Here is an 18116-nt window from a genome sequence, read left to right as displayed (position 1 = left end):
GTCCTGTAGCGGTGATGTCACAACCCTTTTCGGGCAACGCTGCGACGACACAGCTATGCCCGCTATCACAGTCGACAATCTGACCAAATCCTTCGGTCAGACCCTCGCGCTCGACGACCTCTCCTTTCAGGTCGAAGAGGGCGAAGTGTTCGGCTTCCTCGGTCCCAACGGGGCCGGGAAATCGACGACGATCAACATCGTTCTCGATTTCGCTCGCCCGACGGCCGGCGAGGTCAGCGTTCTCGGGATGGACGCCCAGCGACAGAGCCGGGCGATCCGGCAGCGGACCGGCGTCCTCCCCGAAGGCGTTCAACTGTACGACCGCCTGACCGCCCGCCAACACCTCGAGTTCGCCATCGAGTCCAAAAACGCCGACGCCGACCCCGAACGACTGCTCGAGCGCGTCGGCCTCGTCGACGCGATCGACAAGAAAGCCGGCGGCTACTCGAAGGGGATGGCCCAGCGGCTCATGCTCGCGATGTCGCTGGTCGGCGAACCCGACCTGCTGATCCTGGACGAGCCCTCTACCGGTCTCGACCCCAACGGGGCCCGCGAGATGCGCGACATCGTCCGCGAGGAGAACGAACGGGGCGCGACCGTCTTCTTCTCGAGTCACATCATGGAGCAGGTCGAGGCGGTCTGTGACCGCGTCGGTATTCTGCGCGACGGCGAGATGGTCGCCGTCGACTCCGTCGAGGGGCTGCGCGACTCCGTCAAGGGCGGCACGACGCTGCGCGTCACCGTCGATCGGATCGACGACGACGCCCTGCAGGCGGTCCGCTCGCTGCCGGACGTCAGCAACGCCACCGTCGAGGGACAGAACCCGCCGACGATCATCGTCACGGTCGACGGCTCGAAGACCGCCGTCCTCTCCGCGCTCGAGGACCGCGGCATCGAGGTACAGGACTTCTCGACCACCGAAGCGTCGCTCGACGATGTCTTCCAGTCGTACACGACGGACGCGGAGGTGCACGCGCGATGAGTTCCGAAACCGGCACCGGCACCGAAACGACAGCCGCGAGCGGCTCGGCGTCGAGTTCGATCAATCTCGAGAGCGTGCGTGCGGTCGCGAAGAAGGACTTCCAGGACTCGGTCCGGTCGTGGCTATTCTGGGGACTGAGCGTATTCTTCTTCACGCTGATGGCCGCATTGGCGGGCTTTCTGGCCTGGGCGGAGTTCGAGCAACTGACGACGCTCAGCTTCATCAGTCTCATCAGTGAGGTGTGTCGGCTCGTCATCCCGCTGATCGCGCTCATACTCGGCTGGAAGTCCATCGCCGGCGAGCGCGAGACGGGGAGCATCAAGGTCTTGCTGTCGCTGCCCCACTCCCGAAAGGACGTCCTCGTGGGCAAGCTACTGGGCCGGACGGCCGTGCTCTCGCTGTCGTTAGGCATCGGCTTTCTCATCGGGATGTTCGCCGTCGCGGTCGCTGTCACCGAGTTCTCCTTCCCCGCGTACATCGCCTTCCTGGCGATGACGATCGTGTACGGACTCGCGTACATGGCCATCGCCGTCTCGCTGTCCTCGGTGACGCGGTCGACGACGATGGCCGGCGCGGCGATGTTCGGCGTCTTCGTCCTCTTCTATATCGTCTGGAACTCGATTCGGCGCGGGCTCACCATCCTCATGAACAGGGGACACATCGAGGGCGTCTCCTACATGGGGACGAGCTTCACCGGTCAGGAGGTAGAGATGACTCGGTTGCCCAACTGGGCGCTCTTCATCGATATGATCGATCCGGGGAACGCGTATCAGAACACCATCACGCTGTTCAGCGGCCTCTCGGGCGAGAATATCGGGACGACGTTCAACGAGGCCGCTTTCCCCGACGGACTCCCGTTCTATCTGCAGGACTGGTTCTCCCTCGTCATCCTGCTGTTCTGGATCGTCGTCCCGATGGCCGTCGCACTCTACCAGTTCGACCGCGTCGACATCTGATCGCGGAGCCGGTCTCGTTCAACGACCGGGCGACGCGGCGGTGACTCGTTTTCGGCCGGGAATCCGTTTACGGTCGCGGCCGTCGTACCCGCGGCTATGACCGATTGCATCTTCTACGGCGGCAAGGGCGGCGTCGGCAAGACGACCTGTGCGGCCGCGACCGGCCGCTCGCTGGCCGCCGCCGGCCGGGAGACGCTCGTCGTCTCGACCGATCCCGCTCACTCGCTCGCCGACTCGCTCGAGGCGGATATCGGGCCGGAACCGACCGAACTCGAGGCTCCCGTCGCTCCCGATGGCGACGGAACTGCGACGGCGTCCGCCACGGATTCGGACCGAGCGGGCGGCCTGTGGGCCGTCGAGATCGATCCCGAGACACAGCGGGAGCGCTACGAGAAACTGGCGCGGGCGCTGGCGTCGGACCTCCGGAGTGCCGGTATCAGCCTGTCCGACGAGGAGGTCGAACGGCTCTTCGCGACGGGTGCGCCGGCCGGTAGCGACGAGATCGCGGCGCTCGATCTACTGGTCGAGTACGTCGACTCGGGCCGATGGGACACCGTCGTCTTCGACACCGCGCCGACGGGCCACACCCTGCGGCTGTTCGACATGCCCGACGTGATGGGGCTAGCGCTCGAGACGGCCCGGTCGCTTCGCGGACAGGCCAAGCGGATCGGGAACGCGGCCAAGACGGCGGTGCTCGGCCCGATGTCGATGATGACCGGCGAGAGCGACGACGAGGCGGAGAGCCTCGCGGTGTTTCAGGCCCGCCTCGAGCGCGCTCGAGAGTTGCTCGTCGATCCCGAGCGGACCGAGTTTCGCGTGGTACTCACGCCGGAGTCGATGGCGATTTCGGAGACCCGGCGGCTTGTCGAGCGACTCCGCGAGGCCGGCGTGTCGGTCGAACGGCTGGTCGTGAACCGCGTGCTCGAAGATCCCCACGAGGGCTGTCCGCGCTGTCGGTCGCGCCAGGAACGCCACGAGGAACGGCTCGCGGAAATTCGGTCGACGTTTCCGGACCTCGAGGTGGTGACGCTCCCCGATCTCGAGGGTGAGGCGCAGGGCCGGGAATCGCTCGCGGCGATCGCCGATCGACTGCCGACCTAATCGCGGCGGCGGATCACCCCACATTCATGGTGTCATGCGGTATACACTCTCCCATGGCGCTCTCGCTCGGCCGGAACTCGTCACCGCTCATCACGGCGATCGGCGTCGCCGTCGCGCTCGTCGCGATCGTCGGCACGCAGGTCCTCGGCTGGGAGTGGGGCTCCGGACGGCTCGTCCCGACGCTGATCGGCATCGTTGCCGCCGGTATCGCGGTCGCCGTGTTTCTCAGCCGTCGCGGCTGATCCGGCTTTCATCGTTACTCCTCGTGGCGGGATCAACGAGAGAGAGAGAGAGAGAGAAAGACAGTGACTCCGTCGTTCGTCGCTTCGATTCGGGTATCGATCGTCCGACTGTCACCATCTTCTCTCCGCCGATATTGTAATATAAACTATACTAGCCACGAAGCTTATACTCGGTCACCGACTGCTCGAGGTCGTAGCTGGCACGCTACTGCTCCACATGAAGCGTATCGAGAAGTACTTACGACGGTTGTATCGGTCGAAAACGGAACAGAGAATCTATCGATGCTCGAACTGCGGGTGCACCTACGAGACCAACGAAACGACCTGTCAGGAATGTTGGAACGAGCGACTCGTCCGAATCAAATAGCTCCCGCGGCTCCGACGGGCTGTTCGCTCCCCGACAGCGCCTCCTCGGGTCGATCGGCGGCGGTCACTCGAGGTCGATCCCCTCGTCGGCGAGCAGCGCGCGGAACTCGGATTCCTCGAGGATCGGCACGTCCTCGTCCCGTGCGTCCTCTCGTTTCGTCGCACCTGGATTCTCGCCGGCGACGAGGTAGTCCGTGTTGCCCGAGACGCTTCCCGTCGCGCTTGCGCCGTGGGTCTCGACGAGTTCCTGGGCCTCACCCCTGGTCATCCCCTCGAGCGAGCCGGTGAAGACGAACGTCAGATCCTCGAGTTCGTCGCCGCCGGTCTCGACGTCGACCTCTCGGGGCGAGACGTGCTCGAGCACGCCGTCGACGACCTCGGCGTTCGCCTCGCTCGCGAAGAACTCGTGAATCGTCTCGGCGACGGTGTCACCGACGTCGCTGACGCCCTCGAGTCGCTCGGGCTCGGTCTCGGCCGCCTCACGGAACGCCTCGAAGGTCCCGAACTCGCGGGCGAGTTCGCGGGCCGTCGTCGGGCCGACGAGGGGGATACCCAGCGCCGAGACGAAGTCCGGAAGCGGCGGCTCGCGGCTGGCGTCGATCTCCTCGAGCAGGTTCTCGGCGCTGGTCTCGCCCCAGCCCTCGAGGTCGGTGAGATCCTCGCGCTCGAGTTCGTAGAGGTCCGCGACGGAGTCGACCAGCCCGGCGTCGACGAGCTGGCGGACGCTCTGTTCGCCGAGTCCCTCGAGGTCGAGGCCGTCGTCGCCGGCGTAGTACTCGATGGAGCGCCGGAGCTGGGCGTCACAGCCCAGCCCGCCGGTACAGAAGGCCATCGGGCCGTCGCGCTCGACTGGACTGCCGCAGACGGGGCAGGTGTCGGGCATCTCGTAGTGGCCCTCGCTGTCCTTCTCGACGACCTCCTCGACGTAGGGGATCACGTCGCCCGCGCGCTGAACTCGTACCGTGTCGCCGATATTGACGTTCTTCTCGGCGATCTCTTCGGGGTTGTGCAGGCTCGCTCGCGAGACGGTGACGCCGCCGACGTCGACCGGCTCGAGCAGCGCGACCGGCGTCAGCCGCCCCGTTCGCCCCACCTGGACCGCCACGTCGACGATCGGCGTCACCTCCGCGCGGGCCGGGAACTTGTAGGCGAACGCGTAGCGGTCGTGACGGGCCGTCCGCCCGAGTTCCTCTCGAGCCTCGCGGTCGTCGACCTTGATGACGGTGCCATCGATCTCGTAGTCCAGGTCGTCGCGGGCCTCGAGCATGCGGTCGCGGTAGTCGATCGCCTCGTCGACGTCGGCCGCGAGTTCGACGTGGTCGGTGACTCGCAGCCCCCAGTCGGGAAATCGCTCGAGTTCGGCGCTGTGGGAGTCCTCGAGGTCGCTGGCCTCGAGCACGTCGAAGAAGAAGACCTCGAGCGGGCGCTCGGCGACGATCGCTGGATCGAGCTGGCGGATGGTGCCGGCGGTGGCGTTTCGCGGGTTGGCGAAGGGCTCCTCGCCGCGCTCGATGCGCTCGCGGTTGTGCGCCTGAAAGGCGTCCTTCGGCATGTAGACCTCGCCCCGAACCGCGAGGAACTCGGGGTAGTCGCCGTGGAGTTGCTGCGGAACGGAACCGATCGTGCGCGCGTTGCGCGTGACGTCGTCCCCTTCGCGGCCGTCGCCGCGCGTCACGGCGCGCTCGAAGCTCCCGCCCTCGTAGACGAATTCCATGGAGACACCGTCGAACTTGGGTTCGCAGACGTATCGGACGTCGCCTGCGTGCCCGCTGGCACGTAACTCTCGTCGCACGCGCTCGTCGAACTCCCGGACGTCCTCCTCCTCGCCGCTCTGATCGATCGAGAGCATCGGCGCGACGTGCTCGACCGTCTCGAACTCCTCGATCGGTTCTCCGCCGACGCTTCGGGTGGGGCTGTCGGGATGGTCGAGGCCGAAGGCGTCCTCGAGGTCGCGCAGGCGGGCGAACAGCGCGTCGTAGGTTCGATCAGCGATCAGCGGCTCGCTCTCGACGTAGTATCGGCGGTCGTGTTCGCGGACGGCCTCTCGGAGCAGTTCGACCTGGCGCTCGGCTTCGGCCTCCGAGAGTTCCTCGACCGGTGCGAAGTCGGTCGGCGGATCCCGGAGATAGGGGTTGTCTTCGTCCGCGTCCTTGTCGGCGACTGGCATTCTTGCCCGAGGGTAGCCGTTCGCCCCCGTTAACAGTACTGACTGCGTGTCGGCCGCTTCGCGTCGCTATCGGCTCGATCGGGTCGAAACGCGTCACTTCCAGGGATTCTCCACCAGTTCGGTGTGGACGCTCGAGCCGACCGCGATCCGACAGTCAGTCCGCGGCGAGGCAATACACAGCAGTACGTAGCCGTCGTCCCGGTGTCGATCCTTCAGGGCTCGAGGCGGACGGCGATACGCGAACGCGGCTTCGACATCGCCCCCTCCCGTATCGACGCCGTCTCCGCGTTTCGTCCCGTCAATCGCGAGTAACCGTCCCGTACAGGTCCCGCAGGCACCGGTCCGACAGCCGAACGGGAGCCCGATCTCGACCCGTTCGGCTCCTTCCAGCACCGTCTCGTCCTCGCGGACCGCGATCGTCCGCGTCCGGCCGTCGGGCCACTCGAGGGTCACGTCGTGGCTCGTCACGGCTCCGGCGTCCCCGGCCGATCACCCGCAGCGATCACTGCCAGACGTCGCTCGTGCAGTCGCCGTCGGGCCACCGGATCTCGTGGGCGCGGGCCGGGCCCTCGGGACACTCGCCCCAGTCGACGAGGAAGTCCTCGTCGAGTTCCATCGTTCCCTTCCGAGGATCGACGTCGGCTTTCAGCATCACCGAGCCGCGATCGGCCTCCTCGGGGTAGAACTGGTCGTCCCACGAGGAGAACAGCGAGGTGGTCCAGTAGAGCCGCTCGCCGTCCAGCGAGAGCTGCAGCATCTGCGGGCCGGCGGCCAGTTCACGACCCTGGACTTCCTGTCTCTCGCCGAAGGTGCCGCCGACCGACAGGGAGTCGGCCCGTCGCGGGTTCGACGGGTCCGAGATGTCGTACATCCAGACGTCGCCGTGGAGCCAGTTCGAGCCGAACAGGTAGCGGTCGTCCATCGAGATCAGGATGTCCGTCGGCAGGGCGGGGACCGGCATGTCCCAGTCGTCGTGCTCCCGGCTCTCGAAGTCGATCACCTTCTCGGCGCGGTACTCGTTGTCGTCTTCGTAAAAGTGGAAGACGTTCGACGAGAGCGCGGCCCCCACGAACCCGTGGGTCGACTCGGGGGTATGGAGGAATCGCACCTCGAGGGGAATCAGCCCCTCCTCGCCGAGGTCGATGGTCTGTTCTACGGTGCCCTCCTCCCAGTCCCAGAAGTTCAGTCGCTGGCCGTAGTTGCCGTCCTCGACGTCGTCGAGGTCGAACCCAGGGTAGTACGTTTTGGGGGCGGCCCACTCGCTCGAGACCATCACGTTCTGACGGGGCTGGTACCAGTAGTCGTAGTTCATCTCTATCTCGCCTGGCGGCTCCCACCGGCCCTCGATTTCGAAGTCATCGTTCAACTCGAGGAACCCGCCCGGCAGTTCGCCGTCGGCGTCGCCGAGCATGCTGATCAGGATTTCCCCGTCCGGGATGCAGTGGACGGTGTGCGGTGCCGAGAGGTCGTACTCGAAGACCTCCTCGGGTTCGATCACCGTCTCCAGTTCCGGATTTCGTCGGTCTTTCGCGTCGATCACATGGATCCGCGAGGAGCGCTGGCCGGGGACGATCAGGTGCCGCCGCTCGAGGCCGTCCATGTGGCAGGACGACGAGCAGGCGTTCCACCCGAAATGGTGGAGTTCGTCGCCGCGCTCGGGCATCTCGATCCGATCGACGATCTCGCAGTAGGTGTCTGAGTCCGGATCGAGGTCGACGACCGCCACGAAGTCCGACGCATCGACGTCCGTGCCGACGTACAGGCTCATCACGTATGCCAGCTTCTCCCGTTCGCTCTCCTCGATGGCGGCCTGCGGCGTCGCGTAGCCGGGCCCCTCGTGGTGGTGGTGCTCGTGGTCGTGCTCCGGCTCCGCGCCTCGTTGCGTGTCACTTCCACTCATGGGTGGCCCCACTACGAGCACGGAGATAAGTCTAGCCGGGTCCCGCGACGAGACCGGACGGGGGGACTACGCCCAGGGGCTGTCACCGACTTCGGCACGTACTCGCGGCCCGACCTCGATACGGCAGTCGGCTCGCGGCGAGGCGATACACAGCAGGACGTAGCCGTCCGCGCGTTCGTCGTCGGTCAGCGCCTGCGGGGTCCGCTGATAAGTGAACCCGTCCGCGGCGTCGAGCGGCCGGTCCGCCTCGCTCTCGCCGGAGTCGTCGCTCTCCGCGGCCTCGCCCTCGAGCCCGATCAGTCGGCCGACGCAGGTGATGCAGGTCCCGCTCCGGCAGTCGTACGGCAGTCGGACGCCGATCCGCTGGGCCGCCTCGAGGACGGTCTGGCTCTCAGACACGGCGATCGTCCGGGTTCGGCCGTCCGTCCACTCGAGGGTGACGTCGTAGCTCGTCATCGGTGGCCCTCGACTGTCGGCCGTCGTTCGGTCATGGTACTCATGATCGGTCCTAGGACCGACAGCGAAAAAAGGGGAACGTGTCCGCTCGCCCGGCCACGGTCGGATCGGAACCGTCGATCGAGACCCAGTACTTACCCGCACCCGGCCCGTAGACGGAGACAGATGGGACAGGGAACGGAGTTCGGACTGGTCGACCTCGAGGAAGCCGACACCCCGGGCGACGAGTGGGAGGAGATCGACGTCTCGGAGACCGAGGCCGATCGGATCGCACGGAAGCGCGACCGGGAGTTCGAGCAGTTCGAAGAGCGCATCAAGGACGCCGAACAGTTCAAGGTCGAGCAGTCGGTGTTCGACGACGCGACCTTCGCGGCGCTGTACAAGCTCGTCCAGGACGGCTACGTCGAGGCCTTCGGCGGGCCGCTCTCGACGGGCAAGGAGGCGAACGTCTACCACGCGCTGGGCGACGACCGCGAGGTCGCGGTCAAGATCTACCGGATCAACGCCTCGAACTTCAGTCAGATGCGCGACTACCTCGAGGGCGACCCCCGTTTCGAGGGCCTCGGCGGCAAGAAGAAGGACGTCGTGCTCGCGTGGACCAAGAAGGAACTGGCGAACCTCCGACGAGCGCAGGCAGCCGGCGTGCGGGTTCCGGAACCGATCGCCACCGAGCGCAACGTGCTGGTCATGGAGTACATCGGGAACGAGGACGGCCGCGCGAAACGGCTCGGCGAGGTCCAGATCGAGAACCCGCGGACCGCCTACGAGGTCATGCGCGAGTACATGCGTCGCCTCTACTCGGCGGGGCTGATCCACGGCGATCTGAGCGAGTACAACGTCGTCTTCGACGAGACCGAGGGACAACTCGTCTTCATCGATCTCGGTCAGGCGGTGACGATCCACCATCCCAACAGCCGCGAGTTCCTGGAGCGCGACTGCCGGAACGTGGCGGGCTTTTTCTCGCGACAGGGGCTCGAGGTCACCGAAGACGACTTACTCGAGTTCGTCACGAACCCGGAGCCGGATCCGTCTCGAGACTGACGATCGGAGACCTCGATATTCTCCGAAACGCTCTTTACTGCCGTCTGAAAAGAACGCAACAGTGACGACCGCTCTCGAGTGGCAGTGGCGCTGGCAACCCCTCTCGAGAGCGGACAGTGTCGTCGCGGCGGGCGACGCGGCCTAACCCGGCGACTGCGGCGGCGAACGCTCCCTCCGCTCGTTTTCGATCCGTATCGTCTTCCAGCCGCTGCAGTCGACCCCACGACACGAATGACAGAACCAGACGAACCCGCCGACAGCACCGCTCGTACCGAATCACGGCCGACCGCCGACGAGTTCACCGTCACCCCCTACGCCGTCGAGGGGGAGATCAACTACGAGAAACTCCTCGAGCGGTTCGGTGCCGAGTCGCTCACCGACGAGCAGATCGCTCGCTTCCCCGATCACCCCTTACTCCGTCGCCGAACGTTCTACGCGGGACGCGACGTCGACGACTACCTCGAGGCCGCTGCGGCCAGCGATCCGCACGCGGTCGTCACCGGTCGCGGCCCCTCGGGACCGATGCACCTGGGGCACGTCCTCCCGCTGTACCTCGCGAAGCGGTTCCAGCAGGAGACCGGCGCGACGGTCTATATCCCGCTCTCGGACGACGAGAAGTTCCTCGCGAAGGACCAGTCGTTCGACGCCATCGGCGAGCACACCCGCGAGAACCTACGGGACATCCTCGCCGTCGGCTTCGACCCCGACCGGACGCGGATCATCGTCGACACCGCCGACGCGGACGTGATCTACCCGATCGCGCTTCGCCTCGCGACGCACCTCACGCCGGCCACGGTCGACACCGTCTACGGCGATCAGGACACCGTCGGCCTGCAGTTTTACCCCGCCGTGCAGGCGACTCACCTCCTGCTCCCGCAACTCGTCGCGGGCCGTCGACCGACGCTGGTCCCGATCGCCGTCGATCAGGACCCTCACGTCCGCGTCTGTCGCGACGTCGCCGCGAAGGAGGCATTGCCGGTCGAAAAACCGGGCGCGCTGCTCGGGCGTTTCCTCCCGAGCCTCGAGGGGCCAGGGAAGATGAGTTCCTCCGGCGATGCGCCGTCGATCGAACTCACCGCAGACCCCGAAACGGTCGCCGAGACGATCCGAACGCACGCGTACACTGGCGGTCGGGCGACCCTCGAGGACCACCGTGAGAACGGCGGTGATCCGACCGTCGACGTTCCCTTTCAGTACCTCCGATTCTTCTTCGAAGCCGACGACAAGCGGCTTGAGCGGATCGCCGCCGACTATCGAGCGGGCGAACTGCTCAGCGGCGAGTTGAAGGAAATCGCGATCGAGCGGATCACCGACTTTCTCGACGCACACCAGCGCCGGCGCGGGGAACTGGGACCGCTCGAGACCGAGCTCGATCCCTTCCGGCTGACCGACGGGGAGCGGCGACGGGCGCTCGAGCGGGCGGGCGTGCCGACGGGCCTCGAGCCGTGAGCGTATTCGATCCGTTCAATCCGCCGACGCACGGCGGCCCCGAACGCCTTAGTGGCTCGCTCTCGCGGGAACGCGTATGAACGTCGGGATCATTTCGGACACCCACGACAACGCCGAGGCGACCGAGCGCGCGACGGAGATCTTCCGGGAGGAGGGCGTCGAGACCGTCGTCCACTGCGGCGACTTCGTCGCGCCGCTGATGGTCCCCTACTTCGACGAGTTCGAACTCCACGGGGTCCTCGGGAACAACGACGGTGACGTGGCCAACCTCCGGGCCGCGTTCGACGGACTGGGCGGCGAGAGCGAACTCCACGGCCGGTTCGCCGACCTCGAGTTCGATGGCCTCTCGTTTGCAGTGCTCCACGGCGAGAGCAAAGCCGAAGTCGAAGCGATCGCCGCCGGCGAGACCTACGATTTCGTCTGCTACGGCCACCATCACGAGCGCGAACTCTCGGAGGAGGGCCGAACGACGGTACTCAACCCTGGTGCACACTTCCTGACGAAGTCCGAGGACGACCGTACCGTGGCGATCCTCGACACGCGCTCGGAGTCGGTGGAGTTTCGCTCGGTTCTCGGCTAGGCCCGGATTCGACCGCCGCGTGACTCGAGATAGCCGCGTGCGTCGGTGCCACGACTCACCCGGTGCTCGCGGACCAAGCGCTTAACCTCACCCAGCCAGTAGCAGACTGTATGCAGCACGTGAAGATTCCGCAGGACCGCATCGGCGTTCTCATCGGCGAAGGCGGCGAGACGATGCGCGAGATCGAGGCGGAGGCCGAAGTACGGCTCGACATCGACTCGGAGAACGGCTCCGTCGCCGTCGAGACGGTCGGCGACCCCGTGCTCGGCCTCAAGGGCCCGGAAATCGTTCGCGCGATCGGCCGCGGCTTCGCACCCGAGGACGCCCTGCGACTGCTCGAGGACGACATGATGTTGTTCGACGTCGTCGATATCGACGCCGCCGCGCGCAACAAAAACGACATGAAACGCAAGAAGGGTCGGCTCATCGGTGAGGGCGGCCGAACTCGCGAACTGATGGAAGAGCTGACTGGAGCCGACGTCGTCATCTACGGCTCAACGCTGGGCATCATCGGCGCACCCCAGGAGGTCGACGCCGTCCGCAGCGCCGCCGAGATGCTCTTAGACGGCGCGCCACACGGCGCGGTCTACTCCTTCCTCGAGGAGAAACACAACGAGATGAAACACAAGGGGATGGAGTATCACCGGTTCTCCGGCTGATTGCGAGCCGCTATCATCGATCGCTGTCCCGCGGTCGTTCTCGGACGGCGAGTTACGACCGACGGCCGCTGAGGCATCGAGTATTCTTCCGCGAGTCACCGTCGAGTATTCTTCCGCGAGTCACATGTGTTTCGCGAGGTTGTCGGGGAGTTCGACGGACTCCCGGTCACACATGTTCTCGAGGCGACGGGCGATGAGAAACGCGGCCACGTCGCCCGCCGTCGCCACGTACGCGTTGACGAGGTCACCGAGGACGGCCTGCTCGTCGCGTTCAACGTCGACGACGGTCCCGTCACTATCGACGACGAGCCCGTCGACCGACTCGGCACAGTCGACCGCGTCGTCCGGTCCCAGAATGTCTTTCTCCCGGTCGATCGCGGCCTGAATCAGTGCGGTGTAGCCGGGAGGTTCGTTCGTCATGGACATGGATTACACGCTCTCGAGCGTCGCGTCGGACGCGCGGTTACAGCGACTCATTGGTGATGACCTCGATGGCGATACTCTGATGGTGGACGTCCTGGCGCATGAGCGACCGCGGATCGTCGCTCCACAGCGGGTTCGGCGTCGCGATCTCTCCGTAGCTGTAGAACCCGGCGACCGGAACGTCCGCCCCGACGCGCTCTCTGACGATGTCGAGTTCGGCGTTGCGAGTCTCCTCGTCCGATAGGTGAAACCACCGGCAGTTGCAATCGAACACCAGGACGGCCGCGATGTCCTCTGGACCGCCAGCGGCCGTCAGCGCCCGATCGACAGCGGTCTCGACGCCGTCGAGGACCGCGTCGGCCGACGTATCCATGACGGTCAGTTCCTGGCCCTCCTCGAGCGGTTGCTCGCCGACGATCATCGATCCCTCCGCCTCGTCGACCTCGGTGAGCATCGCGATGTGGTTCTCGTCCCCGTCGTCGTCCGTTCCGAGCGGATGGGTCAGCAGGAAGTGTTCCTGGGTCACCCGGTCGCCGTAGCGGTCGCGGTAGGCCTCGAGCGCGGGTTTGCCGTCGAGTTCGTAGAGGCGGTTCTCCTCGGCTCTCGTCACGGTGAACGTGTGCTCGGTCTCGCGGAGGCCGTTGGCAACGCCGATGCCGGTCTTGACGTCGACGTCCATCGCGGCGACCGTCATCGAATCCTGCACTGGTTCGCCGTCCCGGTAGACCCACGTCGAGTCGAGTTTCCAGTCGTCGGCCGCGAATCCGCCGGAAATATGCGCCCAGCCCAGCGCGTCCTGGACGCCGATCAGCGCCCACTCCTTGCTACCGGTCAGGCCGGGTCCGAACGCGTTCACGAGCAGTTTCGGGTACCAGCGCCGGCGGTCCGACTCGGACGTCGATACCGTCGTCGGAATGGCCCCATCGCCGAGTTCGTCCACGGCCGCCGAGGCCGCTTCCATTCCCGTTTGTCTCGGATGCTCGTCGAATCCCGATGCGGATCCGATACCGGGACGAATGCCGTCGCCCGCGAGCGCGAGCACGACGACGCTCTCCGTGTACGACTGGGCGTGGGCGATTTCACCGGCCGTCGAACAGCCGACGATCGGACAGTCGAGGCGGTCCTCGATACCGCCGAGTAACGCGGTCTGGTCGTACTCGCTCGAGCCGAATGCGTACGCGAGCCGTTCCTCACCGTCGAGGTCGTCTCGTGCGGCGCGGGCTGCGCGTCGGCCGGCCGCCGTCGGGTCGTCGTCGGTCGCGTGGCCGACTCCGGCGAGAATCTCGCTCATCGATACTACTGCCAAGGATGGGGGCACATTCATATAAACATACTGTCCGTCCCATCTGCAGCGACGTCTACTCCGACTCGAGACGGCGAAGAGACGCGGAGACAGTTCGAACGCGGCCCGCCCGCGAGTGGCCCTCGACGGCCCACAATGACTATGCCGTTTCGTTACTATCTGCAAGCCAATGTCCGATCTCGACCCGCTGTCGGACACTGACGCCGTCGAGGCCGTCTTGGCAGATGAGCCGTCGGCCACCCGGGACGGCCTGCTGGTGGCGCTGGCGTCTCACCGGGGCCGTTCGACAGCGGAGATCGCCGCGCTCACCGGGCTCTCGACCGACGCCGTCGAGCGATGGGTCGAGAGCCTCGACGTCGACGATCCGCCGACGGGGACGGACGACGTCGACGACAGTGGCGACGATGGCACCGATCAGTCTCGATCAGAAGTCATCGACGCCGCCGTCCGATCGTTCGTCAAGTCGGAAACGATCGAGGGGATTACGGAGTCGGTGACCGACATCGCGGACGAATTCTTCGATACGACCACAGTCGCCGTCTACCGGTACGACGGACTCCGATCCGAACTCGTCCCAGAGGTCGTCACGCCCGAGGCCGAAGCCCGCTTCGAGATCGAACCGATTACCGACGGTGTGGACCCGTGGTGGTCGTCGTTCCGATCGGACGAACCAACCACCGTAGCGTCGACCGAACTCGTCATCCCGTCTGAGACGTTGGGAATCGTCCGACTCGGGGACGTCGACGCTGACGCGGTGAGCGAGATCGATGTCCGAACGTTCCGGCCGATCGCGACGGCGGCGGTCGGTGCGATCGAGCGCCGCCGCCGGATCCGATCGCTCGAGGACGACCGCGCCGAACTCAAGGGCAAAAACAAGGACCTCCAGGACTTCGCGAACATCGTCTCGCACGACCTGCGGAACCCGCTGTCCGTCGCTGAGGGCTACCTCGAGATGGCCGTCGAGACCGGCGACGAGGAGTACGTTCAGGAGGTCAAAGACGCCCACGAGCGCATCGATCGGATCATCGAGCACACGCTGACCCTGGCTCGGCAGGGCCAGGGGATCGACGACGCGGAACCGGTCAACCTCGACTCGGCCGCTCGACGGGCCTGGGGAACCGTCGAGACGCCCGATGCGACGCTCCGCGTCACGGACTCGATGACGTTCGATGCCGACCCGGATCGGCTTCGACAGTTGCTGGAGAACCTCTTTCGGAACGCTGTAGAGCACGGCTCTCCGAGCAGTCAGTCAGCAGCCGACGACAGTGTAGAACCTGGCTCTCCGAGCAGTCGGCCGGAGGCCGGCGACGACAGTGACGGAAGCGGAGCGGACGACGGGGTCGTCGTCACGGTCGGAACGATCGGCGACGGTGACGGGTTCTTCGTCGCCGACGACGGCCCCGGAATTCCGGCCCCGGAGCGGTCCCGAATCTTCGAGCGCGGGTACACCGACAGCGACGACGGGACCGGTTTCGGACTCCATATCGTCCGCGAGATCGTCGACGCCCACCGCTGGAATCTTTCCGTGACCGACGGCGACCACGGCGGTGCCCGATTCGAGATCGACGGCGTGTGAAAAACTCCCGTACGGAACGGGGGTCGCCCGTACCACAAACGAAAACCTTATATAGAACAACAAACAATCGTTCCCTTGACTATGGCTCAACAGCAGATGGGCAACCAGCCCCTTATCGTACTCTCGGAGGACAGCCAGCGAACCTCCGGGGAGGACGCGCAGTCGATGAACGTGCAGGCCGGGAAGGCCGTCGCCGAATCGGTTCGGACGACGCTCGGCCCGAAGGGGATGGACAAGATGCTCGTCGACTCCTCGGGCAACGTCATCGTCACGAACGACGGTGTCACCCTGCTCTCGGAGATGGAGATCGATCATCCCGCGGCCGACATGATCGTCGAAGTCGCCGAGACGCAGGAAGAGGAAGTCGGTGACGGTACGACGAGCGCCGTCGTCGTCGCCGGCGAACTCCTCAGCCAGGCCGAGGACCTCCTCGACCAGGACATCCACGCGACCACCCTCGCCCAGGGGTACCGAGAGGCCGCCGAGGAAGCCACCGCGGCTCTCGAAGAGATCGCCATCGACGTCGACGAGGACGACACCGAGATCCTCGAGCAGATCGCCGCGACGGCGATGACCGGCAAGGGCGCGGAGAACGCCAAGGACCTCCTCTCGTCGCTCATCGTCGAGGCCGTTCGCGCGGTCGCCGACGACGACGGCGTCGACACGGACAACATCAAAGTCGAGAAGGTCGTCGGCGGCTCGGTCGAGAACTCCGAGCTCGTCGAGGGCGTCATCATCGACAAGGAGCGCGTCTCCGAGAACATGCCGTACTTCGCCGAGGACGCCGATGTCGCGATCGTCAACGGCGATCTCGAGATCAAGGAGACCGAGATCGACGCCGAGGTCAACGTCACCGACCCCGACCAGCTCGAGCAGTTCCTCGAACAGGAAGAGGCACAGCTGCGCGAGATGGCCGAACAGGTCGCCGACGTCGGCGCTGACGTCGTCTTCGTCGACGGCGGTATCGACGACATGGCCCAGCACTACCTCGCACAGGAGGGCATCATCGCCGTCCGTCGCGTCAAGTCCAGCGACCAGGCCCAGCTCGCTCGCGCGACCGGTGCCTCGCCGGTCTCGAGCGTCGACGACCTGACCGAGGACGATCTCGGCGCTGCCGGCAGCGTCGCACAGAAGGAGATCGCCGGCGACCAGCGCATCTTCGTCGAGGACGTCGAGGACGCGCGCGCCGTCACCCTGATCCTCCGCGGTGGCACCGAGCACGTCATCGACGAGATCGACCGCGCCGTCGAGGACTCGCTGGGCGTCGTCCGGACGACCATCGAGGACGGCAAGGTGCTCGCCGGCGGCGGCGCACCCGAGATCGACGTTTCGCTCTCGCTGCGCGACTACGCCGACTCCGTCGGCGGCCGCGAACAGCTGGCCGTCGAGGCCTTCGCCGACGCGCTCGAGGTCATCCCGCGCACGCTGGCCGAGAACGCGGGCCTCGATCCCATCGACTCGCTGGTCGAGCTTCGCAGCGCCCACGACGGCGGCGACACCGCTGCCGGTCTCGACGCCTACACCGGCGACACCATCGACATGGACGCCGAGGGCGTCTACGAGCCGCTCCGCGTGAAGACCCAGGCCATCGAGTCCGCCACCGAGGCGGCCGTCATGCTGCTCCGCATCGACGACGTCATCGCCGCGGGCGACCTCGCGGTCTCCCACGACGACGACGACGAAGACATGCCCGCCGGCGGCCCCGGTGGCATGGGCGGCGGCATGGGCGGTATGGGCGGCGGCATGGGCGGCATGATGTAAAACTAAATTTTGCTCTGCGGGCCGCCTTCGGCGGCCCTCGGCAAAATTTAGTATAAAAGCACTCCTCCCTCCGTTCACTCCGCTCACATCGGTCGTCGGCCCGCTCGGGCCTGCGGCCCTCGCGGCGAGGAACGGAGGACGCCGCTCGTATCGACCCGCCGTTTCGACTAGCCCATCTCGATTCCACCGAGTCGGCCCATTTCTCCATATTTCGTTGTCGCTCCCGAATCCCGTCTTTCGGATTCGTTCGTCGTTCGTATAGCTCTGCTCTCATCGAACCCACCCTCGAGCGATGACCCCCTCGCGACCGGTCCCCACGCAACGCTCATGTGCTTTTCTCTACAAGTGGTGGCCGTGACGAAAGACGCCGACAGAAAGCGCGACGTCGCGACGGCCTTCGGGGACGCCGCGGACGGCTATCGGGACGGTGCCGTCCTCAAGGAGGGCGCCGACCTCGAGCGACTCGTCGACTGGTGTGCGGACGCGACGCGGGTCCTCGATGTGGCCACCGGTGGCGGTCACGTCGCCGGTACCCTCGCCGACCGCAGTGTGTCCCGCGTCGTCGCGGCGGATCTCTCGCCGGAGATGGTCGCGACGGCGACGGCCGAGTACGACGGGCTCGAGGGAGCCGTCGTCGACGCCGAGCGACTGCCCTTCTCGTCGGACGGCTTCGACGCGGTCACCTGCCGGTTCGCCGCGCATCACTTTCCGGATCCCGAAGCGTTCCTCGCGGAGGTCGAACGCGTGCTCGCGCCGGGTGGTGTACTCGCGCTTGAGGACCTCTGCGTCCCGGCCGATCCCGAGTTAGCGGCGTACGTGAATCGAATCGAACGGCTCCGCGATTCGGGCCACGTCGAGACCTACTCCCCGGCGCAGTGGCTCGACTGGCTCGCGGAGACGGGGCTGACGGTCGACGCGGTCGAGGAAACGAGTCGGCGACTCGAGGTCGACGCGTGGCTCGATCGCATGGACGTACCGGCTGCCGATCGGCGAGCGATCCGAACCCTGCTGTCCGATGCGCCGGACGGTCTCGAGGAGGCGTTCGAGTTTCGGTACGAGTCCGACGGCGACGGGGAGCGGCTCGCGTCGTACCGGACAGGCGTCGTGTTGCTCCGGGCGACGGCCTGATCGTCTCCGAGTCAATTGTCGTCGGA

Annotated in this window: 17 protein-coding genes; 11 read left to right on the top strand and 6 right to left on the bottom strand. The window is 66.1% G+C overall.

Annotation, left to right across the window (positions count from 1 at the left end; translation table 11 throughout):
• Positions 1–55 precede the first annotated feature (55 nt).
• The 4 genes from LDH66_RS21550 (at position 56) to LDH66_RS21535 (ending at position 3281) form a co-directional block, all read left to right on the top strand.
• Positions 56–982, top strand: a complete 927-nt coding sequence (locus LDH66_RS21550) for an ABC transporter ATP-binding protein (RefSeq protein ID WP_226483140.1) — start codon at positions 56–58, stop codon at positions 980–982.
• Positions 979–1938: an ABC transporter permease gene (locus tag LDH66_RS21545; protein WP_226483139.1), complete on the top strand. Its 960-nt coding sequence runs from the start codon at positions 979–981 to the stop codon at positions 1936–1938. Before LDH66_RS21550 ends, LDH66_RS21545 begins: the two co-directional genes overlap by 4 nt.
• 96 nt (positions 1939–2034) lie before the next feature.
• The gene (locus LDH66_RS21540) at positions 2035–3039 is read left to right on the top strand and encodes an ArsA family ATPase (RefSeq protein ID WP_226483138.1); all 1005 of its coding nucleotides are present in this window, start codon (positions 2035–2037) and stop codon (positions 3037–3039) included.
• 53 nt (positions 3040–3092) lie between these two features.
• Positions 3093–3281, top strand: coding sequence for a multidrug transporter (locus tag LDH66_RS21535; protein WP_226483137.1), 189 nt, complete (start codon positions 3093–3095; stop codon positions 3279–3281).
• A gap of 430 nt (positions 3282–3711) precedes the next feature.
• On the opposite strand, the gene ligA is transcribed toward LDH66_RS21535, so the two are convergent.
• The 4 genes from ligA to LDH66_RS21515 all read right to left on the bottom strand — a co-directional run bounded on the left by ligA (position 3712) and on the right by LDH66_RS21515 (position 8170).
• Positions 3712–5814, bottom strand: a complete 2103-nt coding sequence (ligA, locus tag LDH66_RS21530; protein ID WP_226483136.1) for an NAD-dependent DNA ligase LigA — start codon at positions 5812–5814, stop codon at positions 3712–3714.
• Positions 5815–5907: 93 nt separating this feature from the next.
• Positions 5908–6282: a 2Fe-2S iron-sulfur cluster-binding protein gene (locus LDH66_RS21525; protein ID WP_226483135.1), complete on the bottom strand. Its 375-nt coding sequence runs from the start codon at positions 6280–6282 to the stop codon at positions 5908–5910.
• Positions 6283–6316: 34 nt separating this feature from the next.
• Positions 6317–7714 (bottom strand): selenium-binding family protein, encoded by a 1398-nt coding sequence (locus LDH66_RS21520; RefSeq protein WP_226483134.1) that lies wholly within the window; start codon positions 7712–7714, stop codon positions 6317–6319.
• A 66-nt stretch (positions 7715–7780) separates the two neighbouring features.
• Positions 7781–8170: a 2Fe-2S iron-sulfur cluster-binding protein gene (locus LDH66_RS21515; RefSeq protein WP_226483133.1), complete on the bottom strand. Its 390-nt coding sequence runs from the start codon at positions 8168–8170 to the stop codon at positions 7781–7783.
• Positions 8171–8335: 165 nt separating this feature from the next.
• Here LDH66_RS21515 and rio1 point away from each other — a divergent pair, with 165 nt between their 5' ends.
• The 4 genes from rio1 to LDH66_RS21495 all read left to right on the top strand — a co-directional run bounded on the left by rio1 (position 8336) and on the right by LDH66_RS21495 (position 11899).
• Positions 8336–9211, top strand: coding sequence for a serine/threonine-protein kinase Rio1 (rio1, locus tag LDH66_RS21510; protein WP_226483132.1), 876 nt, complete (start codon positions 8336–8338; stop codon positions 9209–9211).
• 231 nt (positions 9212–9442) lie between these two features.
• The gene (locus LDH66_RS21505; protein WP_226483131.1) at positions 9443–10660 is read left to right on the top strand and encodes a tryptophan--tRNA ligase; all 1218 of its coding nucleotides are present in this window, start codon (positions 9443–9445) and stop codon (positions 10658–10660) included.
• A gap of 76 nt (positions 10661–10736) precedes the next feature.
• Positions 10737–11240, top strand: coding sequence for a metallophosphoesterase family protein (locus LDH66_RS21500; protein WP_226483130.1), 504 nt, complete (start codon positions 10737–10739; stop codon positions 11238–11240).
• Between the two features lie 110 nt (positions 11241–11350).
• Positions 11351–11899 (top strand): KH domain-containing protein, encoded by a 549-nt coding sequence (locus tag LDH66_RS21495; protein WP_226483129.1) that lies wholly within the window; start codon positions 11351–11353, stop codon positions 11897–11899.
• Positions 11900–12019: 120 nt separating this feature from the next.
• Here the strand turns inward: LDH66_RS21495 and LDH66_RS21490 are convergent, their stop codons facing one another.
• Together LDH66_RS21490 and LDH66_RS21485 are read right to left on the bottom strand one after the other, a co-directional pair.
• Positions 12020–12319 (bottom strand): hypothetical protein, encoded by a 300-nt coding sequence (locus LDH66_RS21490; RefSeq protein ID WP_226483128.1) that lies wholly within the window; start codon positions 12317–12319, stop codon positions 12020–12022.
• Between the two features lie 43 nt (positions 12320–12362).
• Positions 12363–13613 carry an FIST signal transduction protein gene (locus LDH66_RS21485; RefSeq protein WP_226483127.1) on the bottom strand — a complete coding sequence of 417 codons (1251 nt, stop codon included), beginning with the start codon at positions 13611–13613 and terminating at the stop codon, positions 12363–12365.
• Between the two features lie 181 nt (positions 13614–13794).
• On the opposite strand from LDH66_RS21485, the gene LDH66_RS21480 reads away from it, so the two are divergent.
• The 3 genes from LDH66_RS21480 (at position 13795) to LDH66_RS21470 (ending at position 18090) form a co-directional block, all read left to right on the top strand.
• Complete coding sequence (locus LDH66_RS21480) at positions 13795–15201, top strand: sensor histidine kinase (protein ID WP_226483126.1); 1407 nt, start codon at positions 13795–13797, stop codon at positions 15199–15201.
• A gap of 96 nt (positions 15202–15297) precedes the next feature.
• A complete protein-coding gene (gene thsA, locus LDH66_RS21475; protein ID WP_226483163.1) occupies positions 15298–16962 on the top strand; it encodes a thermosome subunit alpha in 1665 nt (554 codons plus the stop codon).
• Between the two features lie 354 nt (positions 16963–17316).
• Positions 17317–18090 carry a class I SAM-dependent methyltransferase gene (locus LDH66_RS21470; RefSeq protein ID WP_226483125.1) on the top strand — a complete coding sequence of 258 codons (774 nt, stop codon included), beginning with the start codon at positions 17317–17319 and terminating at the stop codon, positions 18088–18090.
• Positions 18091–18116: the final 26 nt, after the last annotated feature.

The organism is Natrinema amylolyticum, from assembly GCF_020515625.1.
Classification (GTDB): domain Archaea; phylum Halobacteriota; class Halobacteria; order Halobacteriales; family Natrialbaceae; genus Natrinema; species Natrinema amylolyticum.
This window is presented reverse-complemented; position numbering and strand designations above follow the sequence as displayed.

Coding starts and splice junctions, on each gene's coding strand:
- LDH66_RS21550 (WP_226483140.1), top strand. CDS start 56: ATGCCCGCTATCACAGTCGACAATCTGACCAAATCCTTCGGTCAGACC.
- LDH66_RS21545 (WP_226483139.1), top strand. CDS start 979: ATGAGTTCCGAAACCGGCACCGGCACCGAAACGACAGCCGCGAGCGGC.
- LDH66_RS21540 (WP_226483138.1), top strand. CDS start 2,035: ATGACCGATTGCATCTTCTACGGCGGCAAGGGCGGCGTCGGCAAGACG.
- LDH66_RS21535 (WP_226483137.1), top strand. CDS start 3,093: ATGGCGCTCTCGCTCGGCCGGAACTCGTCACCGCTCATCACGGCGATC.
- ligA (WP_226483136.1), bottom strand. CDS start 5,814: ATGCCAGTCGCCGACAAGGACGCGGACGAAGACAACCCCTATCTCCGG.
- LDH66_RS21520 (WP_226483134.1), bottom strand. CDS start 7,714: ATGAGTGGAAGTGACACGCAACGAGGCGCGGAGCCGGAGCACGACCAC.
- LDH66_RS21515 (WP_226483133.1), bottom strand. CDS start 8,170: ATGACGAGCTACGACGTCACCCTCGAGTGGACGGACGGCCGAACCCGG.
- rio1 (WP_226483132.1), top strand. CDS start 8,336: ATGGGACAGGGAACGGAGTTCGGACTGGTCGACCTCGAGGAAGCCGAC.
- LDH66_RS21505 (WP_226483131.1), top strand. CDS start 9,443: ATGACAGAACCAGACGAACCCGCCGACAGCACCGCTCGTACCGAATCA.
- LDH66_RS21500 (WP_226483130.1), top strand. CDS start 10,737: ATGAACGTCGGGATCATTTCGGACACCCACGACAACGCCGAGGCGACC.
- LDH66_RS21495 (WP_226483129.1), top strand. CDS start 11,351: ATGCAGCACGTGAAGATTCCGCAGGACCGCATCGGCGTTCTCATCGGC.
- LDH66_RS21490 (WP_226483128.1), bottom strand. CDS start 12,319: ATGACGAACGAACCTCCCGGCTACACCGCACTGATTCAGGCCGCGATC.
- LDH66_RS21485 (WP_226483127.1), bottom strand. CDS start 13,613: ATGAGCGAGATTCTCGCCGGAGTCGGCCACGCGACCGACGACGACCCG.
- LDH66_RS21480 (WP_226483126.1), top strand. CDS start 13,795: ATGTCCGATCTCGACCCGCTGTCGGACACTGACGCCGTCGAGGCCGTC.
- thsA (WP_226483163.1), top strand. CDS start 15,298: ATGGGCAACCAGCCCCTTATCGTACTCTCGGAGGACAGCCAGCGAACC.